General features: G+C 60.7%; 25 protein-coding genes and 1 pseudogene. 8 read left to right on the forward strand and 18 right to left on the reverse strand.

What is annotated here, in order from left to right:
• Positions 1–16: 16 nt before the first annotated feature.
• Both traF and traA read right to left on the reverse strand, forming a co-directional pair.
• Complete coding sequence (gene traF / locus Q2T52_RS25505; protein ID WP_302079743.1) at positions 17–547, reverse strand: conjugative transfer signal peptidase TraF; 531 nt, start codon at positions 545–547, stop codon at positions 17–19.
• Complete coding sequence (gene traA, locus Q2T52_RS25510; protein ID WP_302079779.1) at positions 544–3,846, reverse strand: Ti-type conjugative transfer relaxase TraA; 3,303 nt, start codon at positions 3,844–3,846, stop codon at positions 544–546. Before traA ends, traF begins: the two co-directional genes overlap by 4 nt.
• A gap of 232 nt (positions 3,847–4,078) precedes the next feature.
• On the opposite strand from traA, the gene traC reads away from it, so the two are divergent.
• The 6 genes from traC (at position 4,079) to Q2T52_RS25540 (ending at position 7,785) form a co-directional block, all read left to right on the forward strand.
• On the forward strand, positions 4,079–4,375 hold the full coding sequence (traC, locus tag Q2T52_RS25515) for a conjugal transfer protein TraC (protein ID WP_302079744.1): 297 nt from the start codon (positions 4,079–4,081) through the stop codon (positions 4,373–4,375).
• Positions 4,376–4,379: 4 nt separating this feature from the next.
• The gene (traD, locus tag Q2T52_RS25520) at positions 4,380–4,595 is read left to right on the forward strand and encodes a type IV conjugative transfer system coupling protein TraD (RefSeq protein ID WP_302079745.1); all 216 of its coding nucleotides are present in this window, start codon (positions 4,380–4,382) and stop codon (positions 4,593–4,595) included.
• Positions 4,582–6,519 (forward strand): Ti-type conjugative transfer system protein TraG, encoded by a 1,938-nt coding sequence (gene traG, locus Q2T52_RS25525; protein ID WP_302079746.1) that lies wholly within the window; start codon positions 4,582–4,584, stop codon positions 6,517–6,519. The genes traD and traG overlap by 14 nt, the downstream gene beginning before the upstream one ends.
• 19 nt (positions 6,520–6,538) lie before the next feature.
• Complete coding sequence (locus Q2T52_RS25530; protein ID WP_302079747.1) at positions 6,539–6,736, forward strand: protein-tyrosine phosphatase family protein; 198 nt, start codon at positions 6,539–6,541, stop codon at positions 6,734–6,736.
• Positions 6,737–6,889: 153 nt separating this feature from the next.
• On the forward strand, positions 6,890–7,222 hold the full coding sequence (locus Q2T52_RS25535; RefSeq protein ID WP_302079748.1) for a WGR domain-containing protein: 333 nt from the start codon (positions 6,890–6,892) through the stop codon (positions 7,220–7,222).
• 191 nt (positions 7,223–7,413) lie between these two features.
• Complete coding sequence (locus tag Q2T52_RS25540) at positions 7,414–7,785, forward strand: thermonuclease family protein (protein ID WP_436799587.1); 372 nt, start codon at positions 7,414–7,416, stop codon at positions 7,783–7,785.
• Between the two features lie 35 nt (positions 7,786–7,820).
• Here the strand turns inward: Q2T52_RS25540 and Q2T52_RS25545 are convergent, their stop codons facing one another.
• The 5 genes and pseudogenes from Q2T52_RS25545 to Q2T52_RS25565 all read right to left on the reverse strand — a co-directional run bounded on the left by Q2T52_RS25545 (position 7,821) and on the right by Q2T52_RS25565 (position 10,852).
• Positions 7,821–7,994 (reverse strand): hypothetical protein, encoded by a 174-nt coding sequence (locus Q2T52_RS25545; RefSeq protein WP_302079749.1) that lies wholly within the window; start codon positions 7,992–7,994, stop codon positions 7,821–7,823.
• A 265-nt stretch (positions 7,995–8,259) separates the two neighbouring features.
• Positions 8,260–8,430 (reverse strand): hypothetical protein, encoded by a 171-nt coding sequence (locus Q2T52_RS25550; protein WP_302079750.1) that lies wholly within the window; start codon positions 8,428–8,430, stop codon positions 8,260–8,262.
• 316 nt (positions 8,431–8,746) lie between these two features.
• A complete protein-coding gene (locus Q2T52_RS25555) occupies positions 8,747–9,055 on the reverse strand; it encodes a DUF736 domain-containing protein (protein ID WP_018326263.1) in 309 nt (102 codons plus the stop codon).
• 636 nt (positions 9,056–9,691) lie between these two features.
• Positions 9,692–9,991: pseudogene (locus Q2T52_RS25560) on the reverse strand (zincin-like metallopeptidase domain-containing protein); the annotation flags it as partial.
• Between the two features lie 147 nt (positions 9,992–10,138).
• Positions 10,139–10,852, reverse strand: coding sequence for a DNA helicase (locus tag Q2T52_RS25565; RefSeq protein WP_302079751.1), 714 nt, complete (start codon positions 10,850–10,852; stop codon positions 10,139–10,141).
• A 264-nt stretch (positions 10,853–11,116) separates the two neighbouring features.
• Between Q2T52_RS25565 and Q2T52_RS25570 the strand changes: the two genes are divergently transcribed.
• A complete protein-coding gene (locus Q2T52_RS25570) occupies positions 11,117–11,299 on the forward strand; it encodes a hypothetical protein (RefSeq protein ID WP_302079752.1) in 183 nt (60 codons plus the stop codon).
• A 307-nt stretch (positions 11,300–11,606) separates the two neighbouring features.
• Here the strand turns inward: Q2T52_RS25570 and Q2T52_RS25575 are convergent, their stop codons facing one another.
• The 11 genes from Q2T52_RS25575 to Q2T52_RS25625 all read right to left on the reverse strand — a co-directional run bounded on the left by Q2T52_RS25575 (position 11,607) and on the right by Q2T52_RS25625 (position 24,612).
• Complete coding sequence (locus tag Q2T52_RS25575; RefSeq protein ID WP_302079753.1) at positions 11,607–12,194, reverse strand: hypothetical protein; 588 nt, start codon at positions 12,192–12,194, stop codon at positions 11,607–11,609.
• Between the two features lie 391 nt (positions 12,195–12,585).
• A complete protein-coding gene (locus Q2T52_RS25580) occupies positions 12,586–12,897 on the reverse strand; it encodes a hypothetical protein (protein ID WP_302079754.1) in 312 nt (103 codons plus the stop codon).
• 11 nt (positions 12,898–12,908) lie between these two features.
• Positions 12,909–13,787, reverse strand: a complete 879-nt coding sequence (locus Q2T52_RS25585) for a DUF7007 domain-containing protein (protein WP_302079755.1) — start codon at positions 13,785–13,787, stop codon at positions 12,909–12,911.
• Positions 13,784–15,544: a ParB N-terminal domain-containing protein gene (locus tag Q2T52_RS25590; protein WP_302079756.1), complete on the reverse strand. Its 1,761-nt coding sequence runs from the start codon at positions 15,542–15,544 to the stop codon at positions 13,784–13,786. The genes Q2T52_RS25585 and Q2T52_RS25590 overlap by 4 nt, the downstream gene beginning before the upstream one ends.
• A 333-nt stretch (positions 15,545–15,877) precedes the next feature.
• Positions 15,878–16,195: a hypothetical protein gene (locus Q2T52_RS25595; protein WP_302079757.1), complete on the reverse strand. Its 318-nt coding sequence runs from the start codon at positions 16,193–16,195 to the stop codon at positions 15,878–15,880.
• A 223-nt stretch (positions 16,196–16,418) separates the two neighbouring features.
• On the reverse strand, positions 16,419–16,568 hold the full coding sequence (locus tag Q2T52_RS25600; protein WP_302079758.1) for a hypothetical protein: 150 nt from the start codon (positions 16,566–16,568) through the stop codon (positions 16,419–16,421).
• A 342-nt stretch (positions 16,569–16,910) separates the two neighbouring features.
• Positions 16,911–22,001 (reverse strand): helicase-like domain-containing protein, encoded by a 5,091-nt coding sequence (locus Q2T52_RS25605; protein ID WP_302079759.1) that lies wholly within the window; start codon positions 21,999–22,001, stop codon positions 16,911–16,913.
• Positions 22,002–22,094: 93 nt separating this feature from the next.
• A complete protein-coding gene (locus Q2T52_RS25610; protein WP_302079760.1) occupies positions 22,095–22,496 on the reverse strand; it encodes a DUF3085 domain-containing protein in 402 nt (133 codons plus the stop codon).
• 13 nt (positions 22,497–22,509) lie between these two features.
• Positions 22,510–23,115 carry a DUF1419 domain-containing protein gene (locus Q2T52_RS25615; RefSeq protein WP_302079761.1) on the reverse strand — a complete coding sequence of 202 codons (606 nt, stop codon included), beginning with the start codon at positions 23,113–23,115 and terminating at the stop codon, positions 22,510–22,512.
• A gap of 141 nt (positions 23,116–23,256) precedes the next feature.
• Positions 23,257–24,222: a DUF3991 and toprim domain-containing protein gene (locus Q2T52_RS25620; RefSeq protein ID WP_302079762.1), complete on the reverse strand. Its 966-nt coding sequence runs from the start codon at positions 24,220–24,222 to the stop codon at positions 23,257–23,259.
• Positions 24,223–24,435: 213 nt separating this feature from the next.
• A complete protein-coding gene (locus Q2T52_RS25625) occupies positions 24,436–24,612 on the reverse strand; it encodes a hypothetical protein (RefSeq protein ID WP_302079763.1) in 177 nt (58 codons plus the stop codon).
• A gap of 501 nt (positions 24,613–25,113) precedes the next feature.
• On the opposite strand from Q2T52_RS25625, the gene Q2T52_RS25630 reads away from it, so the two are divergent.
• Positions 25,114–25,956 carry a DUF3800 domain-containing protein gene (locus Q2T52_RS25630; RefSeq protein ID WP_302079764.1) on the forward strand — a complete coding sequence of 281 codons (843 nt, stop codon included), beginning with the start codon at positions 25,114–25,116 and terminating at the stop codon, positions 25,954–25,956.
• Positions 25,957–25,985: the final 29 nt, after the last annotated feature.

The raw sequence follows: 25,985 nt of genomic DNA on the forward strand, positions 1-25,985 counted from the left end.
ATGGTCGCCACCTCGGTCACTGATTGAAGGTGAAGACCGGCCGCGCCAGACCGAGAAGTCCGGAATCAGGAACCGGGCCGAAATATCGACTATCATAGGAGCTCGCAAAGGAAGAGTGGAGAAACAGGTGATGGGGCGGCACGATGCCGCCGGGATCAGGAGTGATCGGTCTGCCCTCACCGTCCCGATCGCGCACAGTGGATGCCGGTAAAGACCGGCCATCGATGGCAACGTGGTCGGTGATGTCGACATGCTGGCCGGGCAGCGCCGCGACCCTCTTGATCAACGGTGCAAACCCGCCAGCGCAGAGCCCACGCCGCAAATATCCAAGCACGCGGGCTTCCACGATTGCCGATGTTTCCGGCGGGCAGACAAAAACCAGATCGCCGACCGCGACTGGACGCTTGAGTTCTTCGATGCGCCAGATCCCGAGTGGTTCGCTCGGCGTCAGGTTCAGGCGGTATCCGCCCAAGAACGCTATCAACACCAGTCCTGATATGAGGACGCTGGCGCCCGTCAAAAACAGAGGAACTGCTCGCCGTCTCACTGCTTCAGCACCGGCGTCTGGCGCTGCTTGAGACGTTGCTCCTCGGCCAGTTTCAGCGACTGGACGGTGCGCTCGTGGGCGGCGAGCTGCTGGGCAGTGCGCATGACCGGCCAGGCTTGCTTCAGCTGTTCCTTCTGCTCGGGTTTCATCCCCTCGGCAAGCTTTTCGTAAAGCTTTCCGGAGGGCTCACGCGCGGCGTTGTTTAACAACACCCGCTCACCGAACCGCTCGGTGACAGCCTGGTTGAACCCGTCGATTTCGAGCTTGGTCTCACGATTGCTGAGCGCATAAGCCATCGCCGCCGGCAGATCGTTGCGGTCGATGGCATCGCGGACCCGCTCCAGCACCACGCGGGCAGCCGGTGACAGGGCCGGAATATCGATCGAAAAGCGCTGGCGCATAACCTGCTCGTCCGTCTTCAGCCGCTGCGCAGCAGTTTCCCGCATGCGAAGATATTGATCGAGGTCCCGCTTCAGGGCCGGAACATTAACTTCGGCGATACGGCGGTCCTCTCGTTCTGCCTTGTTGGCGAGGATACCGGTCTTACCCTTCAGAGGCCCGATAGACGTCGGCTTGGCTTCGAGCTTCTGCAGGAGCTGCTTTGCAGCTTGCCTGTCGGCGAGGACCGCATCGAAATTCATGGCCCGGAATGCGGTCTCCGGATCGGCGAAAACATACTGGAAGCGCGCCGAGACTTCCTCCCATTGCTGCCTCAGGGCGGGCTCGGCGCCGAGCTTGTCCCCGACAGTGTCGGCGACGGAACTGGAGAATGTCTTGATGCCTGCAACCATGGGCGCGGCCTCCTTCATCGTTTGCGATTTTAGGGATTGATTGAAGACGAGACGCTCTGCAAAAGCGCCAAGGCGCTCTGCAAGATTGGCAAGCTTCGCCTTCTGCCGAAGCGTCCAGTCGAGCCGGTCGCGCAGCAATGTTCGCGCCACCTGGACGATGTGCAGGCCACGGTTTTCAGCGAAGCGCAGCGCCTCGCGATATAATTTGCCGCGCTCGTAATCGAGGGTGGTTTCCTTGGCATTCTTCCGGGAAAGAACCTTGGAAAGCCCACCACTGAAGGCGAAGGATCGCGTCCCGTAATAGAGTTGCAGATCCTCGCGATGACGGGTCATCGCCACATAGGTGAGATGCCGATCCAGCGACAGCGATGCCAGCACTTTCACCCGGTCGACGGTGGCACCCTGGGACTTGTGGATGGTTGTTGCATAGCCGTGATCGAGATTGCTGTAGAAGTGTTGTTCGACCACGACATGCCGGCGGTGCTCGCCCTCGCCGGTCACGGCGACGATGCGGTTTGGCGCGGCCTCAACCACGTGGCCGATCATGCCGTTCTTGACGCCGAGCGACGTCTCGTTCTTCAGGAAGACGATCTGGTCGCCTGCGTCGAACTGGCGAATACCGTCAGCCGTCTTGAAGACATGGCCATCTTCCACAATGCCTCGCTCGACCAGTTTTTCGCGGGCCATGACGTTGAGCATACGTACGTCACGGCGCAGATGCGCGAGGATCAAGGCCGTCTTCGACTGATCGTAGTCATGGTTCCAGTCGGCGATCAGGCGCTCAACCGCTTCGACCTTCAGACGTTCGCCAACAATTCTTGCATTGGCATTGTAGGATGCCAGCGCCTTCTCGACATTGCCGCGCGCAAGATCGAGCGATGCCTTCCGCATCCAATCCTCGCGCTGGCGATAGATGGTTTCGAGCTCGGCATAGCCAATGCGATCGACGATGGCGCGGAAGGCAGCGCCCGCCTCGATCGGCTGAAGCTGCTCGGGATCGCCGACCAGCACGATCTTCGCGCCCGCCCTCACGACGGCATCAACGAACCCAGCCATCTGTTTCGAGGCGACCATGCCGGCCTCGTCCATAACGAAGATCGTCTTGTCGTCCAGGACGTCACGGCCGCGGCTCCAGCGCAGCTCCCATGACGCAAGCGTCCGGCTCGCAATGCCGGCTTCCTTCTCCAGACCCTCAGCTGCCTTGCCTGCGAGTGCGCCGCCAACGACACGATATCCGGCCAGTTCCCAGGCCTCTCGAGCGGCCTTCATCATCGTGGTTTTGCCCGCACCCGCGCGTCCGACGACCGCAGCGATGCGGGCAGGCGCTGCAATGCGCTCGATCGCAGCTTTTTGCTCGTCGGACAGCCGATCATGCCGCCGGAACGTCGCACCCAGTACCGCCTCGGAGACGGCATGCGTCTCCTTATTCGACAGCCACATGGCCTGCCGCGCCATGGTGGCTTCCAGCCGGATCATCGCTCGCGTCGAATACCGCGCCGGCAGTTTCTCGCCAGTGGCAAAATCGATCGTGTCGCGCTGCAGCCGCAGCACGTCCGGGTTCAGGATGATTTTCAACATCAGTTGCTGGAAGACGGCGGGATCGTCGATATAGCGATGCACGACTTTGGCCACGTCGCGCTCGTCGAAGACGCTTTTTTCTCGCGTGATCAGGTCGAGCACGATAGCGGGATTCTTGAGAATGCGGCTGGCGTTTTCCGAGCGTCGCTGCTCGTTCAGCTCGATCCGTTCGAGCTCCGGCCGGACGCCCTGTTGCTCCGCCTTCCGCTCAATCGCCTTGGCCCCGACGCCGAGATGGATGGTGGGCTCGAGATCGATCCCCTGCTTCTCGTAGGAACGACCATCGATGCGGAGATCGATCCCGGCAAGCGCCATATGATGGTTCTGTCTCTCGAACCATCCGTCGCGCAGGACATTGAAGTCCTCGGTCGATCCGGCCCAGAGTTCATAGAGGATCTTGCCGGATTCCGTGCGGACCGGCTGGCCGCCCTCGCCAATGACCGCAACCTTCTTAGACCCGAACCCGTCCTCGGTCAGGGGCCGCAATGTGGTCATCAGGTGGATATGCGGATTGTCGGGATTGTCGTGATAAACCCAGTCGGCAACCATGCCCTTGGCGAGGATGTGTTTCTCGACAAAATCCCGGACCAGGGCGATGTTCTGCTCCGCCGACAGTTCCAGCGGGAGTGCAATCGTCAGGTCGCGGGCAAGCTGCGCATCGGCACGCTTCTCGAAAGCTTCCACATTGTTCCAGAAGGCTTCGGACGCTCTGGCGGCAGAACGATCGGCTGTTAGTGAGCGAACCCATCTCGGGGCATCGGCAGGGAGTACAAACTCCTCGTGCAGCAGGCCTTGCTTGCGGGTGTAGTCGATCGTGCGGGCCTCACGCTCGTATTCCATCTTCGCGCAGTGTCGGTAGGCCGCAGACAGCACGACGCTACGGCCGGAACCCCGGCTGACGATGCTGGCTGAGAAATGGGCGATGGCCACGGCGAAAAGCGCTCCCTGACAGAACCAAGTTCGTCGGTAGAGACGGCTAAAAGCAACGCGTCGCATCGCGACGTATAATTGCGCCCTTGGAAGCCGCTCCTTCGGAACGGCGGGATCATTCACAAAAGCATCGCCGTTGGCGATCTGCAGATCTGCAGATTTCAATTCAGGCACATCCGGAAGAGTCTGGGCGTCGCAAGTGCAACGCCCAGACTTCAAAGGAGCAACCGGAATGAAGAAGCCATCATCGAAGATCAGGGAAGAAATCGCCAGATTGCAGGACCAGTTGAGGCAGGCCGAGACTCGAGAGGCCGAACGCATCGGCCGCATCGCGCTGAAGGCCGGTCTCGGCGAGATCGAGATCGACGAGGCAGAACTTCAGGCCGCCTTCGAGGAGATCGCCAAGCGGTTTCGCGGAGGCAAAGCTGCTGCGACCGGAAGAAAGAATGTCGGTGAGGGCAGAAGCGTCAGCGAGCCGTCCGCGACGCAGTCGCCTGGCACGGATGCGGGCGGGCCTGGTGAGGTTTGAGCGGATGGCCAAAGCGATGACATCGGATGCGCGCAAAAAGGACACGCGCGAAAAGATTGAACTCGGCGGCCTGATCGTCAAGGCGGGCCTCCGCTACGAGAAGCGTTCTTTGCTGCTCGGCCTGCTGATCGATGCCAGCAGGAGGATCAAGGGTGACGAGACGGAGAAGGCCCGACTAACGACAATCGGCGTGGAGGCCTTTGGCAATGACGCCGACTAGGCTGCTCCTGGCAATCCTGCCCGCCGCGATCATGTTCACGGCGATGGCCCTGACGTCAGGCATGGAACATCAGCTGGCGGCGCTCGGAACATCGGCGCAGGCGAAGCTCACGCTGGGCCGTGCGGGGCTCGCCCTGCCCTACATTGTCGCCCCCGCGATCGGCGTCGTCGCTTTGTTCGCCGCCAATGGCTCAACCAATATCAAGGTTGCCGGTCTGAGCGTGCTGGCTGGAAACGCAGCGGTCATCATGACCGCCATGACACGCGAAGCGATCCGTCTGGTGGGTCTTGCCGGCAATGTGCCAGCCGGACAATCGGTGCTCGTCTATGCCGACCCGGCAACGATGATCGGCGCTGGTGTCGCCTTCATCGGAGGCGCCTTCGCCTTGCGGGTTGCGATCAAGGGGAATGCCGCGTTCGCGACCACATCGCCAAAGCGAATCGGCGGTAGGCGCGCTGTCCATGGCGAGGCCGACTGGATGAGGATGCAGGGGGCTGCAAAGCTGTTTCCGGAGGACGGCGGCATCGTCATCGGCGAGCAATACCGTGTTGATCGCGACAGTGTTGCCGCCATGCCGTTTCGGGCTGATGACAAACAAAGCTGGGGCGCCGGCGGCAAGTCGCCGCTGCTTTGCTTCGACGGCTCTTTCGGCTCGTCCCATGGCATCGTCTTCGCCGGTTCTGGTGGTTTCAAGACGACTTCGGTGACGATCCCGACCGCGCTCAAATGGGGCGGTGGTCTCGTTGTGCTGGACCCGTCTAGCGAGGTGGCACCGATGGTCAGCGAGCACCGGCGCCAGGCTGGCCGGAAGGTGATCGTGCTCGATCCCACAGCGTCCGGCGTTGGCTTCAATGCGCTCGACTGGATTGGCCGTCATGGCAACACCAAGGAAGAGGATATTGTTGCTGTCGCCACGTGGATCATGACCGACAATGCGCGCACCGCGTCCGCCCGTGACGACTTCTTCAGGGCCTCGGCCATGCAACTCCTGACGGCGCTTATCGCCGACGTTTGCCTGTCAGGACACACCGACGAAAAGGACCAGACTTTGCGCCGGGTCCGCGGCAATCTCTCCGAACCCGAGCCGCAGCTTCGTGCTCGACTGACGAAGATCTATGAAGGATCAGCGTCCGACTTCGTGAAGGAGAACGTCGCCGTCTTCGTCAACATGACGCCAGAGACGTTTTCCGGCGTCTATGCAAATGCGGTGAAGGAAACCCACTGGCTGTCCTATCCCAACTATGCTGCTCTCGTCTCCGGCGACAGTTTCTCGACGGACGATCTCGCAAACGGCGAGACTGATATCTTCATCGCGCTCGATCTGAAAGTGCTGGAAGCCCATCCGGGGCTGGCGCGGGTCGTCATCGGCTCGCTGCTGAACGCCATCTATAACCGCAACGGTGATGTGAAAGGTAGCACCCTCTTCCTGCTCGACGAGGTGGCACGTCTCGGCTATCTGCGCATCCTCGAGACCGCACGAGACGCAGGTCGCAAATACGGTATCACGCTGACGATGATCTTCCAGTCGCTCGGCCAGATGCGCGAGGCTTACGGCGGGCGAGATGCGACGAGCAAATGGTTCGAATCCGCATCGTGGATTTCGTTCTCGGCGATAAATGATCCCGATACCGCAGACTACATCTCCAAGCGTTGTGGCGACACCACGGTCGAGGTCGACCAGACCAATCGTTCGTCCGGAATGAGGGGATCCTCGCGATCGCGGTCGAAGCAACTCAACCGCCGGCCGCTGATCCTTCCGCATGAGGTTTTGCGCATGCGCGCCGACGAACAGATCGTCTTCACCTCGGGGAATGCACCCCTTCGATGCGGCAGGGCAGTGTGGTTCCGCCGCGGGGACATGAGGGTCTGTGTCGGCGACAACAGGTTTCACCGGAACTTCTCCGGCACCAGCAGACCGTCATGAGATCAATCGAGGACGGACGATGAGATATTGGGAAGCATGCGAAGCTCAGGTGACGGCAGCTGAAGCAATCGAAGAATGTCGGAAGTACGGGATCGAAGCGGCGGTTCGCGACTGCGACGGCGCGTTGATCGATAAAGAAAGTGGAGAAGTGATTGGCCTCCCCGACGATTCCGGAGAGTTTCATGGCGGTGATGTCCTTGGCTTCCTCGGATATTGATCGACGCCTATTTGGACAGCAGGCGCCTGGTCTGGTGTTTGCGGAAAGATCGTCACCCCAATGGGGCGGAGAACTAGGGCTCCGTTCGCCTCGGCGAATAGAGCTGTAGGCCGCAGGTGGACCGCCCATAGCTTTGAACGGAACTTCACGAAAATGAATCGGTCGGACGCAATCGATTCATATCTCTCGTTGGACGAACCTTGGTGCCCGAGCGATTATGCTGCCATGCTCATCCAGCCCTATCAACTCTATGTCGAACGCACGGACGAAGCCCGCAACATGGCTCGCTTCTATGCCATGACGATCGAACCGAATCTGTTTGGCGAGGTATGCCTGACACGCCGCTGGGGCCGGATCGGAGCACAGGGCCAGATGAAGGTTCAACATTTTGCCCGAGAGCGAGACGCCGTCGCTGCCTTCCTCAATCTTCTCCGACAGAAACGAAGCCGCGGATATCGTGTCACCCCCTCCGCAGCCGGTCACTGACGGCCGGCTTGCGGGCTCCGGCTCAAGTCCACACATCGACGATCATGAACAGGAGCATTTGACATTTGGCATATCCGCATGATCTCCGGCTTTTCTACCGGAAAAAAAGAAGGCAACGCAATCTCGCGATCGTCGCGATGATCTCTGGCCTCACAAGCGCCGCTGTCATGTCGGTCAGTGCCCCAACAGTAATGCTGGCCGCACCGCACATGACTTCGGAAAAGTTTGGAATATGCACCGGCGGCCATCGAACCGCCTGCGTGATCGATGGCGACACGCTGTGGATCGATGGCACGAAAGTCCGGATTGCAGACATTGATGCACCCGAGATCAGTGAGCCTAAATGCGCCTCGGAACTTGCTCTCGGTAACCGCGCGACCCAGCGGCTGATCGAACTCGTCAACCAGGGTCCATTCGAATTGCAGGCGTGGCCGGGTCGTGACAAGGATCGTTATGGCCGCGCCCTCCGGGTTCTCGTGCGCCATGGCCACAGCCTCGGAGATGTTCTGGTCTCGGAAGGATTGGCTCGCAGCTGGACAGGTCGTCGCGAACCGTGGTGCTAGGACGGCTCGGCCGGTGAAGGCCGATCCCCCGGCGCTCACTTGTGCCGATCCCATTCTGTCTCGATGTTGAGCTCAACGTTCGCGAAGAAGGGAATCTTGATCGCGATCTTCAGACCGAGCTTGCCCTTGCGGAAGAGGTGACTGACCACCTTGCCAAGGGTGCGAAGACGGCGGCCGGTGGCGCTGAGGAATTTTGCGAGCTGGTGCATCATGGATCTCCTATTGGTTGCGATTCATTGCGGGGATGAAGAGCGGACAAGGAAGGAGGGCTGCACCCGCAGGGTCGAAGCGGAGCGAAGGACCTGATAGCGACCGAATTTTGATGCGCGAGGAGCGATAGCCAAGGAAAATTCTGGCGTCATCAGGTTGCAGCCAGACGCCCGGGACACACCATCCCTGATGTCAATGAAATCGGATCGGCAGGAGATCTTCAGGTACCGCGCGACGCACACGACGCGACTTGAGGCCTCCCCCTCAGAACGGTGGCTCCGCATCGGCGCTGCCATCCTTCTCGGCAATCGCCAGCGTCAGTTCCGCCTGTGCGAGATCGAGTTCCGTCTCGATCTGGCGGCGCTCGCAAGGATCGACAGCGTTACGCAGTTCGGCACGAAGTTCTTCGATCTGGCGTTCAATTTCGTGGGTCATCGTCTGATCTCCTATGTGAAAGACGATCAGCGGCGCCGGATAGGGAATGACGATGTCAGGGATCGCTGAAGCGACCGGCAGCGCCGGGGAGTGGGGGAGCCGATTTCGTGTTGGTGGCTTCGCTGCCAATTCGAAATTGGGGGTACCGCTCATCCTTGACGACGGCAGTCCCGTCGGCATCATCACCGGATACTGAGCAGGTCTTCCTCCTCTCCGTGGCTACCCAAAAAAGCCGGACCCGGCTCGATGCCGGGTCCGGCTTTGACATTTCGGTCAAAGGAAAAGCTCCGCCGATGGCGGAGCCTCGTGATGTCGGTCAGTCCCGGTTCGGACGGGACCAGATGAGCTGGAGACCGTCCTCGCCCTCGACCTCGGCGAGCGTTGCGTAGATCGGGGCGGGGAAGCTCGGATCATCGAGTTTGACCGAGAGGTAGTCGCGGCCCTGCTCGGAGGTCTTCTGCCAGGCCGCGCCCAGCTCGACGCTACCGGCGTAGACGCGGAACTGCGGGCCCTTGTCGGAGGGATTCTCGACCCGGGCGATGCGGGCCTTGACGTTGAGGGCGAGAGTGCGAATGGAGCCGGTGAAGCCGTTTTCGGTGGAGGTGAAGGTGCCGATGGTTGCCATTGTCGTATTCCTCTTTTCGTGTTCGGGCCGCGCCCATCGCGGTCTCGATGGCTGTCGCAAAGACCGGGGACGATCGGACCGCACCTGATAAGGCCGGAACACAGTGGAGGGCGGCAACTGCCACTTTTGTTAGTGGGAGAGGAATGGCGGCGCAGCCGGCAGGGGTAAGAAAAGTGGTTGTGGCCGTTGCGGTAAGACGATCGAGGCGCAGCCGGTCTCCGGTCAGACATGCCTCATCGAGCCGCAGATGGGTTGCCGGAAACTCTGGCGGGAAGGGATATGACAATGGCGTTCCGGCGCACTCCCCTTGGGTACGAAGGCCATCCCGCGCCACGCATACCGGGACCGGTCTCATCGTCTGCTTCATCAGGGGACAAGAGTTCCAGCTAACATTGGCCCGCTTGCTGACTGCGCCCGGTGCGATATCGTTGCCCTCGCGAATCTTTGCCTGGAGGATCAATGCATCAGCAGACCAAGCCGTTCATCGTCGAACGCAAACCGTCCCGCAAATCCAAACTCGACACTGCAAAACCGTCGGTCTGAGGAAGTCTGGATGCTGACATTGCGCAAGGTCTTAGCGATCAGCGTGATATGGACCACGCGGCCGCCACCGGTGGTGACGACCGCGCTTGAACCTCAGGCCGCAGCCTGCACATCCGTTGCCGGCTGTAGCGAATGCAGGAAGCTCACGGCGCGTTGCGCATGGGCGGACGCCTGAAAGATCGCTCGCTTGTCGTTGGCCAACACCGAGAGCCACGACTGCAGATAAGAAGCGTGATCCGGCCGCGGCTCGAGCTCCGGTGCGATGCCAAGATCCGCGCAGAGGAAGCAACTGCCAAGTTCGGCGATGAGTTCTTCCCGCGCCCGCTCCGTTCGGTCCTTAGCGTAACGAGAGAGGTCACGTCCTACGCGATGTTCTGCCGCCGTCCAGTGGGTCTTATGCCGATATCTGGATTATGCCGCGCATGAGGCTGATGTGCCGAGAACACATAGGCACTCGGCGCATCGCAGTCGGCATAATAGGTCCTGCTTCAACCTCAGCCTTGCAGGAAATGCCGCGACCACTATGGTCGCGGCCAGCGCTCATGCAACGTCTTGAAGTTGAGCCTCCCCATTGTGTAGGAAGCACGCCTTGGAAAAGAGGCCTAGATCGACAAAATTCGGCAAGCGAACGTCTGCGATATCAGGAAGGCGTTTACTGTCCGGTTCAAATGACCTGTCGATTTGGGAGATGAAACCGAAGATAATGCCAGTGCGTTTTGCGAAGTCCCCCAGACTTTGAAGTTGTTCGGATAGGACCGGCTTGCTGCGCTGCTGATCAAGCAGCTGCAAGAAGTCGATAACTGCAATTGCGCCGGGTTCTAATCCAGACGTTTGTTGGATAATGTATTCGGCGCTGATCTGATCAGATGTGAAAATCTGCACGGCCTCTGCGCTGTTGCCCCCCGAAGGCTCCAGAGAGCCAAGGTGTTTCCTCGCCTGTTGCTCGGTGAATTCTAACGTAAACAGTAAGGCTTTACGGCCATCACGAGCGGCTTCAATTAGAAGCTGAAGACCCAGCTTGGTCTTACCCTGGCCCGGTCGGCCTCCGATCAAAAGCAGATCGCCGTTGGTGAGCCGCGACAGGACTGTTTTAGACAATGTGCCGGCAGCCATGCTTGCGGAAAGCAGGCTCCATTGTGCAAATCCCTCTTCGCGTGCGATCAGGTCGAGTGCCTCGTTTAGAGGGACACTGTCATTACGAGCCATTAGCTTGGCCCGACGCTTGAGCTGGAATATTGGCGCAGAAAGCTTCATCAAAGACCTCCATTGCGAGTCAAACCGCAACCCCTCCTAATGCGATGCTCGAACAGATGGTTCGATGAAATATGGTCACCCTGCATTTGAAATGCTTCCCCGAAAGGAGGGGGGAGGCTTGGGTCTAGCCTTTCTTAATTTGTAGTCAGTTGCGCGATTCGCGACAAGCGTTGATCACCGTCAATTGTAAGAGCCATTTGCTAAGGTGCTCCCGCCCCCTTGGCCATCACGTGCCATGTAGGGGTGCCTTCAAAGGAGCACGACATGAAGATCGAAATCCGAAATACTTCAGCTCAAAAGCTGCCGTTGTCACTTGTTGAGGATTTTTTTGAGCGTTTGCACGGTGCAAACTACTCTCAAAATACGATCGCTGGCTACCGGCACGCTGTTCAGGCCCTTGTCGCAACAGTCGAAGAGGCTGGGATCGACTGGCAGATCCGCGTGTAGATGTCCGCACGGTCCAGCTCTGATTTCTTTGCCATGACTTCTCTTTCTCCCTTTCAAGGACCGCGCCTATCGCGACCCGTCACGGAGGTCCGAAGTCAGGGGCACATGGCGTGCCCGCGCACCGAAGGCCGCAACAGCGCGGAGGACGGCGAAGCCGTTGCATGGGCACCCGGCTCCTGCAGGACCGCCGAGCGGGACGGCCGCGATCGGGCGTCGCCAGCTTTCCTTTTCGACATAAAAAGAGCCGGCGCTGCAGGCGCCGGCCTAGGATTAGAAAGAGAAGGCGGGTGCGACCCCGCCGAGTGTGTCATCCGAATGCAGCCATCTGAACTTCGGCCGCTTTACGGTCGAGCGATGCACCTGGGTTTTCGACCGGCCGGTCGAAGGGCTTCCAGCTCTCACCGACGACCTGCTCGTAAGCGGCCACCGCGCCCTCGGCTGCCATCCGGAGCGCATGGGACTGGATACCCATGTCAGCCGCGAATTCCCGCTTACGCTGGGCGGCGCTGTCATAACCGACCGGACCATCGAGATCCTCGTCTCGGGCATCGTTAGATGCCTTGGCTGTCGCGTCACGCGCCTCGGTGACCGCGCGGGAGTAGAACTGCCCGGCGCCGTGCGCCGATCCGACGAAGGCCCCGACGATGCGCTGCAGGTGGATCTGCATAGCTCTTTCGCCCAACCCTTCGGAGAGGCTGTCGGCGGTCTCGACGATCAGCCGCTCATGCAGGCTGCGGATGCCATCGCTGTCGACGACGGTGGTGCCGAAGCTTTCGGCGATTTTGAGCGCCTGGACGGCATCGGGGCAGGAGTGGCGGACCATTTCGAGTGTGGTGCCGCGGCGCGATTGCGCCGATCTGGCGTTGGAGCGATTAGGGGTGGTGGGCTTGGCCATGTCTGTTCCTTCCGTTTCAACCGAAGCGGTTCCGGCCCGTGCCGGTCTGCCCTTCGATGCGGACGAACAAGAACCGGCAAAGGACGGGCGGCTTCACAGGTCCGATCCGGCTGAGCAAGCAGGGCAGGTTTGCGGGCCAGCAGGTTTTGACCTGAGCAGACCGCGAGCCTGCCCTCGCGCAGTGAGGTTGGATCGGCCGCCACGCGGCGCGACAGCGGCCTTGAAACGACCGGCCGCCGGTTCAGACCGCAGCGGAAAGAAGGGCGGTCCGGCACGGGTCCGATATCAGGTACAAGCGATCGGAGGGAGATATGGCCAAGCCCGCTACCCTTGCAGGCTCTGAGCAGCATCGTGGTGCAAAGCCACCCCGCAACCCATTCCTGTGGTCCGCCTATCCCGCGATGGGCAAACCAGGCGCATCATCGCTACGCTTGTATTCGTCGATGATCTGCTCCTGAACACGCAGCCTCCACATGAGCGCGTCAAGTTCGCGCCACCGTTCGAAAGTCAGGCGATCGGCAAGCTCCTGATGATAGAGGCGGTGACCGGACCGACGTCGTGCCCGGCTCCGGACCTTTGCCATGATCGCCTGCCGTCCGGCGCGCGCGGCAATCTGCCGTGTCAGACAGTCGAGATGCCGCTGGGTTTCGCGCCGGGCGCGGATTGCCTTCGCCAGCGGCTTTGAAAGGAGGACGCCGATCATGTCCCACTTCCTCAGCCTCGCCAACCGATGAAGGAAGACGGCCCATGATATTCGGCATGACGGGCGGGATCGATGACGAAGCCGAACCGGCCACGCTGTGCATACTCTTCGCTCGGCACCAGGAAGCGACGCTCATCGTTGTCCAACTTTCGGCGGCCCCCGGCGACCGCCACGACCTCTGTCATGCCGGGGTTCTGATCGGAGAAGATTGCCGACGTGACGATATAGTCCTTCGCATGAAGTTGATCGAACGCCCGTTGATCCGTTGTCCAGCTTTCGCCCTCGGCCAGCTCGCAACCGTGGGTCGCCTCCCAGGCATCCGGCCAAGTGTTGCGGATTGTCCTTTCGGCCATAGACCGCTCATAGCCGGTGAACAGATCTGGGAAGCTGAGCGCCACAATCGCCCATTCGCTATCCTCCTCGTACCATGGGGTGTCCTTCCGCAGCAGCGGATGGACTTTGCCGTTGCGATCGGCAGAGAGATGAAACCCACCGTGTCCCGCCGTGCTATGGGCGATGACACCATCCGCATAGATGACCGCCATCTGCGATGCGCCCCAGGGTGTGCTCGCCGACATGCGGATCTGTATGCGATTTAGCTTCGCCAGATCGTGTTTATGACCGGCGGTCTCAGCGACACGCGCCCGGAACTCGGCCTCATCCGCCACCCGGCCATCATGTCCAATGAAGTCGCTGCGTGTCAGCTCCGCGAGCGGCCGGCGGACAGAGACAGCACTCGCGAGATAAGCAAAGCCGCTCGGCGCCGTGACCATAGCGAGGACCAGGTCATCGATGCGGGCGACGGGCAACCCGTCCGCGCTGATGGCAAACTCCACCCCCGAAAGATCGGGGGTGGGTGCTGCCATGTTCGACTGTAGGGCGGCGGTCATGCGGCCGCCCTCCGGTCGAAATCCTGATCATGCTCGTCCTCGGAGTCGCCATCGACGTCTTGCGGATCGTCGTGATCCCGTTCGTCGCCGGCGTAGCCTTCCTGCTCCTCACCGATGTTTTCATCATGACCGTCGTCATCCTCGTGCCCACCGGAGCCGATGGTATCAGTGGCAGTGGCAGAACCTGCGCGGATCCAGTCGAGCAGTTCGTCGGCGGGTGGCGCAAAGCGGCCGGCCGGATGGACGAAATGCTTAGTTGCGAAATGCTCGACCAGCGCCGCACGGGTTTCTCGGACCTTCGACCGTGGCTGCACGGATGCCTCGGCGCACGACGCTTCCAACTCCTGGCGCGACAGGCACAAGAGGAAATCTTCCGAACCCATGTTCGGCAGGTATTCGTCGGCGCCGATTGCCTCGCCTGCAATACGGGCCACCATGCCGCTATTCGACATGCCCCGGCGGCAGGACAGAACGTCGATCAGCACTGAGCGAACGGCGACCCGAAGTGTGTCCTGATCGAAGGCGAGCTTGCCATGCTCGTCGAACAGGGTAACGGCGTGGCGCGAGAAGCGCTTGCCGGCGTAGAAGGTCCCGTCTGCACCGGAATCGACCCGGACGTTCTGTCCGGCGAAAGCCAGCACCATCAGCGCCAACAGCATGTCATCCTCGATCGGCGCGCGGCCGAGCGCATCGTGTAGGGCGTCGGTGCGGAAATCGCCGATCATGTCGTGGCCCTTCTGGGTCACGTCGGGCCGAATTTTCGGAGGGGCCACCGCATCGCTATTGCTGCTAGCGGAGGATCCGTCGTCAGCAGCGCCCTTCGGCTTGGCCGCCTCGGGCATGCGATAATGCACGGTCTGCACCTTGCCATCGCGATCGAGGTAGAGCGCCGTGTGATCGGACTTCGACGGCTTGCCATAGACCTGGGAGGCCTTCTTCGGCAGTTCCGCCTGGCCCCAGCTATTGACCTCGACGATAGCCCCACGTTTCGGCAAGTTGCTCATCATCCATTCGTGCTGGGCGCCGAGGAAGCCCTCGACATTCGTCGTGTAGCGACCGTCCTGATCGGCCGGCGCGAAGAGGTCTTCAACCCACTCGATCCCGTAGGCCTGCGCCAGATCGTCGCCGAAACTTGCGTCCCTTGCATACATCCGCTTCTTGGTGAGCGCGTTTGCGATTTGCCACCACGGAGCCGTGTCGCCCTTCTTCGGCTTATGCGCCTTCCAGACCTCCTTCTGGTCGACTTGGCCGGCGGCGGCGATGATCCGCAATTGCTGCTCTGACGGCATGTCGCCGAGCGCCATCTGTTCGAGCATCGCCGGGAGGACATTGGCGAGCAGGCGCAGTTTGCGGATCTGACGGACGGGAAGAGCAAGGGCTACAGCTATCGCTTCCTCGGTCCAGCCGAGAGCGACTAGCCGTTCGATGCCGCGCCATTGATCCACTGGGTTGAGCGCTTCGCGAACAGAGTTTTCGACCATGGATCGCATGGCGCCGTTGTCGTTCGCCGCATCGACGACGAGGATTTCGATTTCTTCCAGTCCAGCGGCGATGGCCAATCGAACCCGGCGATGCCCGGCGTCGATGATATAGCCATTTCCGCCATTCGTTTCCGGTGCGACCACCGGCGGCTGGACGATGCCGACGGCCTTGATTGTCGCCAGCATCAACGCATCGGCCTGCGGCGACGACTTTGTCTGGCGCATCCGGTCGGGGTTTTCCTTGAGGGCGCGCGGGTCAACCTTCATGATCTGCATGGGATGTGTCCTTGTCTGGGGGTTCCGGACCAGCACCTTGCCAGCCCTTCCTGTCTTCATTTCTTCGAAGACGCCTCCCGGACCGCTGAGCGGCCGGACTGCTGCAACCGCGGCCGAGCATCCCTGCTGCGCAGGACGAGCGGGGCTAACAGCCCTGCAAAGGACACGCAGCCGGGATGACGCAGGCGGCGGTTGAGCGATAGCGGCGGCACGAGGACCGATCTGCGACCGGTTCTTGCCTCCTGCTTTTCTCTTTTCTCAACCCTTACTTCTCAATTCGAGCTGACGCTCGAAGACGAGACTGCTGGCGGCAGCCATAACTTGAGGATGGGACTAGGTTCGGCGCCCCAGAAGGGCGAGACCATCGGCGAGCATACGCTTCAAGATCAGCGTCCTGCTTTCCGGTGCAGCAGGACCGGCTTCGGCGGTAGCAACAGCAGCAGGAGGTGGATCGGCGGCCTCGGATGGCGAGACCGGCAGAGGCTGTTCGACCACTGCGGCGACAATGACGTGCGTGATTGTCGTCTCATCCGATTTGACCGCGACGCTGACCTGTCCTCCGGAGCGGAGGCGGTCGACGCCGATTTGAGCGGCCTCCTGCTCGTCTCGGGCTTCGACCAGAGATGTCTGCGTCACCAGAAAAAATGGCATGTGTTCCCACGAAGTTTTTAGTGCAGATCTCATTCGCAAAGGTGGCACGATCAAGGTGCAGGTACCGCATTGCGCTCGCATCGGACACAAAAAGGCGCTCGACCCGTAAGGGGAGCGCCTTCTTCTGTATCCCGGGACAATATCAAGCGCCGCGGCGATTGCAGCGAGCAGGACATCGTCTCATCGGGAAGTGATGGTCTGATATTATTGACGAAGGGCAATTTCAAGTCGCGATTTGGATCATCAACTGATAGACTTCGACGCCCATCAGGAATGCCAGGCGAAACAGGATGAGCACAACACCCGAGACCCGGAGAGCCATCGCGCAACGGGCGATCGATCGGGCAACAGCGCGTGGCGTGCCGATCGACACTAACCCCGCCTTCCTAACCTTGCTCGAGGAATGGATCGGGGGAGAAATCGATATGAGGACCATGCGCGAACGGTACCTTGCTATAATTGCGCTTCGATCTGCCGAGAGGCGGGACCCGCGCAATAGCGTCTCCGGCATAAACCCTTCGGAATCATCGTACGAGACGAACGAAGAATAAAAAATGGGCCTGCGGAAAACCGCGGCCCATGAAGTGTGGAGATCTACAACCTCCAGAGGGGAACAGCTGCTGCGACGGAACTGGGAGGTGACCGTCATGTGCATCAGCTGAAGGCTTTATGCACGAATTTTGACCAGCTGGAAAACATTTATTGTGCAACACAGCTATGCAGCCGCTGCGTTGGTCTCGTCGGCCAGATCCTCCGCCAGCTGGGCCTCGATTGCCCGCAGCTTCAGCCGCTTTTCCTTGAGGTCGTCTGCGAAGGCGAAAGCCCCTCCGTCGCGGGAACGGTAGGAGACCAATCGCCGCTCGGCCTCTTGAAGCCGCCGGCGATATTGGTGTTGTTCCTCATCGAAGCCGCCGAGTGCGTGTTCCAGCCTCGAGATGGCGCCGAGCGGCGTAACTGTGATCGCCAGATCGATCTCGTAATCGGCGCCGGTGCGCTGGAGCAGTGTTTCGTACCGATAGGCATCGCCCTTACCGAAGCGCTCTCCCTCGAAGACGAGATCGAAGCCGCCGATCGTGGCCAGATGCAACTCGCCTTGCTTCTGCGATTGCAGAAGCGTGAGGATCTCCTTCATCAACGCGCGGCCCGCCTCCTTGCGCTCGGTATATTCTCGTCCGAGCACCGCCATCGTAAAGGTATCTCCGCTTGTCGGCTTAAGCTGTGCAATGTCCTTGCCGATCTCACCGATACGCCGGGTTGAGACCTCTATCTCGCGCTCCGCATCACGCATCTGCCGTCGGACGGCATACTGGTCATCTTCGTGGGCGGCCCGCAAGCGTTCGAGCCGAGCAATGTCGGCTTCAAGGCCAGCCTTCTGCATCAGCCGCTCGTCGCCCGACGCAATGGCCTTGGCCATCGCAAACTGGTTGGCAGCGCCTTCACCGACATCCTCCAATCGCCGGATCGACGTGTCACCGGAGAGGGCTGCGGCAATGAACCGAGCCTTGCGCTCGTTGTTCTGCCACATCGACGCGTCGAGCGAGCCTTCGGTGGCATAGGCGAAGATATCGACCTCGTCATGCTGGTTGCCTTGGCGCACGATCCGACCCTCGCGCTGTTCGATCTGCGACGGCAGCCATGGCACGTCGAGATGATGGAGGGCCTTCAGGCGAAGTTGCGCATTGACCCCGGTGCCCATTGTCTCCGACGAACCGATCAGGAAGCGCACCTTGCCGGCACGGACATCGCCAAACAGCCGCTGCTTGGCTTCGGTCTTCTTGTAATCCTGCATGAAGGCGATCTGCGATGCCGGCACGCCAAGCCGGATCAACTCGTCGCGGATGAAGCGATAGGCCGAGAAGTCGCGCGTTTTCTCGACATTGATCGTGCCGAGATCGGAAAAGATCATCTGCGCCGCACCCGGCAGATCGAAGTCTTTGCCGTCGCGTCGACGGTAGATTGCTTCACCGGTTTCCTGCCAGATCCTGTAGGCATTGCGGATCAGAAGATTGAGCTTGTTGTCTTCCTCATTCTCAGCCCCCGGCATGACGAAGCGAAGATCGATCGCCGCATGGCGCCCATCGGTGATGACAGAGAGTAGAATGTCGTCGCCGGGCTTGGCCGGTCCCTCCCTCTGTTCGATCGCCTTGATCCTGGTATCGAGCATCTGCTGATAGGTCTTGAACAGAGCAGTCGGCTTGGCCGTCAGGATCTGCCGACGCCCGGTCGAGATGTTGGGCACCTTCACATATTGCCGGAGATCGTCGGGCATCACGACATCGGCGAACGACCGGAACATGGCGATCAGTTCGGGCACATTGACGAAGGATGCGAAGCGGCTGACAGGCTTGTATTTGCCGGATGGCTGGATTTCGAGTTCGGTCGTCGTATCGCCAAAGCAAGAGGCCCAGGCATCGAATTCGTGCAGTCCTCGCTCGGCAAGTGCCTCGTGACCGAGCAGGCGCTGGATCGAGAACATTTCGCCGAGCGTATTGGTGATCGGCGTGCCAGAGGCGAGAACCAGCGACCTGCCGGGGTTCTTCGTATCGATATACCGGGACTTCACGTAGAGGTCCCAGGCGCGCTGCGAACCGTGGGGATCGATACCCTTCAACGTCGACATATTGGTGGCGAAGGACAGTTTTCGGAATTCCTGCGCCTCGTCGACGACAATCTGGTCGACACCCATTTCGGAAATCGTCAGAAGATCGTCCTTGCGGGTGGCGAGACCCTCCAGCCGCTCCTGCAATCCTTCCTTCAGCCGCTCGAGGCGTTTGCGCGAGACGCGGTCCTCGCTATCGACCTTAACCAGCAAATCCTCGTAGAGCTGAAGTTCATCCTGGATCATTTGGCTCTCGAAGGTAGAGGGGACGGCGATGAAGCGAAACGCCGAATGGGTGATGACGATCGCATCCCAGGTCGCCGTCGCGGCCCGCGACAGGAACCGTGCGCGCTTGTCCTTGGTAAAATTGGTCTCGTCGGCGACGAGAATACGCGCATTGGGATAGAGCGCCAGGAACTCGCGCGCGGCCTGCGCCAGGCAATGACCGGGAACAACGAGCATCGCCTTGGCGATCAGACCAAGCCGGCGCTGTTCCATGATGCTTGCTGCCATCGTCATCGTCTTGCCGGCGCCGACGGCGTGGGCGAGATAGGTCGAGCCGTCGGCGATGATCCGCCAGATGCCGCGTTTCTGATGCCCATAAAGAACAAAGGCGCCTGAGGCGCCGGGAAGTTTGAGATGGGAGCCGTCGAATTTGCGCGGCGCGATATTGTTGAAGCGATCGTTGTAATCGCGCGCCAGCCGATCGGTGCGATCCGGATCGGTCCAGACCCAGTCCTGAAACGCCCGCTTGATCTTCTGCAGCTTGTCGCGCGCGGCCTCGGTATCGATGACATTGAGCACCCGACGCTCGCCATCTGCATCCTTGAAGGTGTCGAAGATCTGCGGCACCCGGCTGTTCAAAGCATCGGCAAGTAGCTCACCGGCATGCCGACGGCTCGTTCCCCATTCGGATGTGCCGGCTGCCGAATATCCAAGCTGTCGGGCCTCGACCGTCCACGATCCGAGTTCCGGCATATGGTGGATGCGGATGTCGGCCTGCATCGTCTCCTTGACGAACGCCACGACATCGGCAGCCGGGATCCAGGGGGCACCGAGACGAGCGGTGATGTCTGATGGGCGAAGATCGGCCGGCTGAACATCCTGAAGCGCCCGCACGTTGCGCTCATAGGCCGGATCAAGCTCTGCCGCGGCCTGCGCAGCGGCGAGCTTGGTGCGGACCGCCCCGGAGAGATAGGCATCAGCCGTCTGCCAGGATCCGTCGGCTGGGTCGCGGAAAACCTCGTCGCCGAGCTCGTCGAGCACGGTGGTGGGATCGCTGTGGAGCAGCTCCGCGATATGGTCGATATCGACGTGGCCACGCTCATTCAGCACGACGGCGAGCGCATCTGCGGGCGATGTGATCGTCGGCGCCGCGGGCGGCGCAATCACACGTTCGGAAAAAATCGGACCGGGCTTCGCCGTGTCGGTCTCCAGATCGTAATCCTCGATCGACGCCACCAGCCAGCAATCCGGATCGTCGCGGAAGGGTGCAAGGTTCGGCTGGCGATGGATCTCTTTCACCTCGCCGGTTTCCGCATCCTCCTGGATCGAAACGGTCGTGTGGTTGACCGGCCCGAAATCGCGCACGAAGCTCGACCAGGCGATGCGCAGTCGCACCTGCAGATCGCGCCAGGGCCGATCAGTTTCCTGCGCCTTCAGCACCTCACGTATGGCATCACGGATCGGGATGAGCTTCGAAATGATCCGGACATGCTTTTCCGACATACCATCTCCTTTGCGGCCCTTGCGGACCACGACCGGCACGGCCGATCCGTAGAGCATCTGCATCAGACCTTTGGCGCGGTCGACGAAGAAACTGCCCTCGCGAACAGGCCCGTCCTTCGGCTGCAGATCGACGATCTCAGCGAGTTCGTCTTCCAGATCCATATCGATGGGCGTAGGCTCGCCGTCGTAGACGTCGGCGGGCATTAGATCGATTGCAGCTGCGAGAGCGGCTTCGAGATCCTCGTCATCGCGGGGACGGCATGTGTAGGTCTCACCGAACGGGCCGGAGGTCAGGGCGTGTGTGCCGAGCACGAAATCCGGATGCCGGCCAAACCAGCGATTGACCCTGATGGCGCCCTCGTCGTTGGCGGCCGTTCTGATCTCATCGACATCGAGCCACAGCTGATTTCCCTCCGGCTCTCCGGGCTTCCGCTTGCGGAAGAAGAGGATGTCGACGACGACATCCGTGCCGGCGTCACGGCGAAAGCTGCCTTGGGGCAGCCGGATTGCCGCGATCAGGTCGGAGGATTTCGCAATATGCTCCCGTGCCGTGGTATCGGCTTTGTCCATGGTGCCATGCGATGTGACGAAGGCGGCGAGCGCGCCGGGCTTAAGCAGGTCAATCGACCGGGCGATGAAATAGTCGTGCAAACGAAGGCCAAGCGATCGGTAAACGCGGTCCGAGCGGACGGTGCGATCAGAGAAGGGCGGATTGCCGATGGCGAGATCGTATATCGGAGCCAGATCCGTACGGGCAAAGTCGCCATTGATGATCCGCGCCTTCGGCTGAAGCAGGTGGGCGATGCGAGCGGTGACCGGATCGAGCTCGATCCCTGTCACATAGGCGGCGTCGCGATAGGGCTCTGGCATCAGGGCAGGGAAGAGCCCCGTGCCGATGCCAGGTTCCAGCACCCGGCCGCCGCGCCAGCCCAGTTTTTGGACCCCAGCCCAAATTGCCCTGATGATGAATTCCGGCGTGAAATGCGCATATTGGGTGCAGCGAGCCAGTGATGCATAGTCGGCTTCGGAGACCGCGGTTTCGAGCGACGAGGCAATATCGTTCCAGCCTCGGTGGAAATCGACTTCGCCCGGACGGCGGAACATGCCGTTGGCGAGCTCGCCGGCGCCAAAGCCGGTAAAGCGGATCAGCTGCGCCTGCTCCTTTGGTGTCGCTGGCCGGTCCTGCTTGGCAATACCGTCGGCAACGAGGATGGCCGCGACATTGGCGCGGGCGCGATCCTTCCAGGACGAAGGCAAGTCGCGGTCGCCGTCGAGATAGAAATTCGCCCGAAGGCCGGCGCGCCGGGCAGGTGCAGCTGTAATTGGCAGAGCAGGCGCTGGCGCCGGCGGCATGGGATCCGAATCGTCGTCGTTTGCGGCTTCAGGCGAGAAGCTGCCGAAGGCGGTGACGCCGAGCCTAAGGCCAGACGAGAGTGCGGTGTTGCCAAACATGTCGAGCGTGAAGGGATCGTTGCTCACGATAAAATCTCCTTGTGAAAGCGCGCGTCATCGTTCCGCCGGGCGGCGAACGGACGCTGATTGATGTTGAAGATCCCGCTGCGAGCCGGGAGGTTACGACCACTCGATAATGAAGAGCTCCATCGAGTCTGGCTGGAAGCTGATGCCAAGATGCCGGGCGTTGGGGGTTGCGGCGATCATGGCCTCCAGCTGCGCGGCGTCGATGAATTCGACGCCATCGTCGCCACCGAAGGTCATGAGCTTGACCTCGAACCAGTCGTCGTTGATGCGGGGATCGCATTCGAGCGCGTAAGCGACGAGAGGCCTTTCGCCGTCCGGCAGTTTGCCGTTCGAGCACAGATAGACACCGTGATCACCGACCAACCAGACGCCAGGCTGCTCGTCACGACCGGGATGGAGACCGTAATGCGGATTGCGAAAGCCGCCATTGGCTTCGGCGTCAGCGCGCCCGCGAGCAATCACCGCCCGCACGAATTCAATCGGAAACGAAAGCATGGAAAGCGCCTCCTCACGCTGCGACCGCCGCGGCGGGAAGATGGCGCAGTTGGACGGGCAGTTTGGTGGCGATCTCGTCGCCGGTCAGGTCGTCGAGAAGCTTTAACCTGGCAGATCCAGCCCCTGTGTAGAGAGCGATGACACGTTGACGCGGCAGATACTGCGCGGCAGTTTCATCGGAGTGGCCGCGATAGGCGTCCGCCGTGGCGCTCCAGATGTGCTCAGGCCGCTCGTTTCGCGTCATCGCCCTCACAGGGCGCGTCTCCCTCTCGATAATCGCCAGCCGCATGGCTTCCACCGCCCCGCGATCGGAGAGATCGCAATAGCCATGGAAGCAACGGATGTTCCCGTCGATCCGCAGCGCGAAGAACACCGATGTGACGGATCCGGTCAGGAATTCGCGCATCGCGAACATCGAGCCCCGGATCCACAGCGGCGGCAGGATCTCGAACATGTAATCATGCTCACGCTCGGTGATTTCGAACCACTCGCCTGCATAGAGCGCGCTTGCGTTACCGTCGAAGCGGTTTGGACGCCGTGCATGCCGATCGAACATGCGGAACATCTGGTGGCGATCGGCGACGCCCTGGTAGACTTTGCGGATTGAGGACAGGGTCATGATTGGCTCCTTCTGCCTTGTCGGGGCGAAGCGCAGCAGATCCTCTTGGTCGCCATCGTCTCTTCAGCCCTTCCTGACCCCTCCCCTCACGCCGCCTCTCCGTCCGGACGGGTCAAGGGCCGCTCTCAAGCGGGCGAAGCTTCACCCTTGACGCGGCCGGCGGGCATGCGGCAGGCCTCCTCTTCCTGCCCTCGTTCTCCTTTCCTTCTTTTCTTCTTCCCGCACCTTCAGCGCGGCATTCCAGTCCTCGGCCGGCGGCTTCAGCCGCAGCCAGTCACAGCCAACCTCCTCGGCAATGTCACGAAGCCGGCCGGCAAAGATCTCGCCCTGGCTATTGGCGTCGGTCGCCGCGGCCAGAACCGCACCAGGACGTGCGGCCAACCTGCGGACCGCCGCGTCCGTCGCCGGCGACCATCCACCGCCGGTACTGAGATAGACGCTGCCCTCGCGAAGGCCCTCAAATGCCGCAAGGCTCATAGCGTCAATCGCCGCCTCGGTGACGCAAAGACGCAGGGCTTCGGAGGAACCAAGGCGAAACAGAATTTTAGAACCACCTGTCGAAAAGCCGCGCCAATCGCGACCGCGCTCCTCCCAGCCAGTAACAACACTATCGTCATTGACATGCGCGGCCCACATGCTGCCGTGAGGGCCTTCCCGGAGACAATTGCTTTGGATGGCTTCCCGGATGATCGTTGCCGGTAGGCAGCGCTCGGTATGCAGGTAGCGCCAGGTCATGGATCCGCGCCACGGGTGACGTCGTTTTGCCCAGCGTTCCGTGACGGGAGTGTCGTGAGCGGAACTTCCGGCCGGAGCAGACCAAACAGGGTTCCCGGCGATGACGCCGATCAGCTCGGCCACCCGGTCGAGGGCCTCGACGAAGGTGACGCCATCCAGATGCTCCGCAAGACCGAAGACATCGCCTTTCGCGTCGGACAGCGGATCGAACCATCCCCGCCCCTCATGGATGACGATGACGATTTCTGCACCGCGCCGGTATTTCAAGGCGTTGCGGGTGCTTTCCTTGACGTCGATGGCAAAGCCGGCCCGTTGCAGCAAAGCTGCGCACGGGACGCGGTCCCGAAGGTCTTCCAGTTTCTGTTTCTCCATTATTTTCCCGGCGCTCTTGGCGCCGCCCTTCTCTCCAGATTCATCTCTCCCGCAATTAGCGGGACCGGTTCCGGCGGCCGCGAAGAGCAAAGGGGGCAAGGGCGCGGCTGGCAATCTGCAGATTTGCATTCCGCTCCGGACGACCTGCCAGTAGCGGCGAAGCTTCCCTTGCCGCCTGCCGCTCGCAAGCGGCACCTCGGGGGAAATGCCGGCTCAATGAGCCGGCCAGGGATGGAATTCATGCACGATCTCCAGATCGTCTTCGTCATCGAGTTCGTCGCTCGGCAGAACGCCGAACTCGTCGCCGGACCTGAACAGCGTGACCGGAACCATCAGGGTGCGGGCGAGCTGGAAGGCGTGGTTCTGCGCAAGGGAAAGATCGGTGATCATCTGAGGGCTCCATCTTTGGAGCGGGCCATTCCCGCTCGATGGCTCCCGTCAGTGTCCGGAACCGGTCGCGATCACCGCAAAGGCGTGAGCCAAAGCGGCCGCAGCTTGCTAGCCGACCCCGTCAGTGGGTTGATCGACGGAGATCCGGGGCTGGACCAGGAAGCCATCCATCAAGAGCGGGATTGGCACGCCTCGATAGATCCGGCTGAGATGAATAGTGATCGTGCTGATGCGGATATTGTCGCGATCCTCGACACCTGATGTTATCTTGTTTTGGCTCCGGTCATCAGGTCAGAGTTGATGCCCAACACCGCCGGAGGCGGGTCACATCATATACGACGTGAAGCTGCGGACGCCGGACATTAGGGATTGCGAGCCCTAAGGAGCCGCCCCTTGAAAAGCCGACACGCAACCGATATATATTGCTCATAGTCGAGAGCGCTGATCCGTCGGTGCGTTGAACGATTGTTTCACTCGGCTTACCGAATTGGAGCGGACCGCATGCGGTCCGCTTTTTCGTTTCAGGGGGATTCGTTGCATCTACTATATCTCGACGAGTCTGGTCATTCGCATGATCCAAGCTCGGACTTTTTCGTTCTTGCCGGGTTCAGCATATTCGAGCGCCAAACGCATTGGCTGGAAGCCCAGATAGATCCTATAGCGGCGCGCTTTAGCTCAACCAATCCTCGAGAAATCGAGTTCCATGGAAACCCAATGCGCTCGGGCAACGGTACTTGGAAAGGTGTGCCTCCCATCGACAGAGTTCAAGCCGTCGTCGATATCTTGTCGCTCCTGGCAGACAAGCAATTGCAGTTGAAGGTCTACGCCTGCGTCATCGAAAAGAAGCTCTTCTCTCCGAACGATATTCTGGCTCGGAGCTTCGAAGAGGTGGCTTCGTGTTTTGATGACTATCTGAAGACGCTTTATAAGAAAAAGAACCCCCAGCGCGGCTTGGTCATCCTCGACAAGAGCAACTATGAGGAGAAAATCCAAACCCTCTCTCATGTGTTTAAGCACGTGGGGCATGCCAACGGCCAACTTCGCAACTTTGCCGAAGTCCCGCTGTTTCTGGATTCCAAGGCGTCGCGCCTGATTCAGATGGCGGATTTGATCGCCTACTGGATTTTCCGTCACTTTCAGTCAGGCGACCAGCGTGGGTACGACCTTATTAGGCCTTACTTTGCCCGGTATGGCATCGGGCCAGTCTCAGGTCTGCGCTGTCACGTCTCGCCGGAGACAGAAGCGCGCCTCGCTTCGCTTCCAGTTCCAACTCACCCTTTTCCGAAGGCAACGCCGAAAGGAATTGTCACCGACATACCCCAAATTTCCACGCTTGAAGATTAATTCAGCTCGAGGGCCTAAGCGGCTCTTCC

This window comes from Rhizobium oryzicola, assembly GCF_030504645.1.
In the GTDB taxonomy this organism is placed as follows: Bacteria; Pseudomonadota; Alphaproteobacteria; order Rhizobiales; family Rhizobiaceae; genus Neorhizobium; species Neorhizobium oryzicola.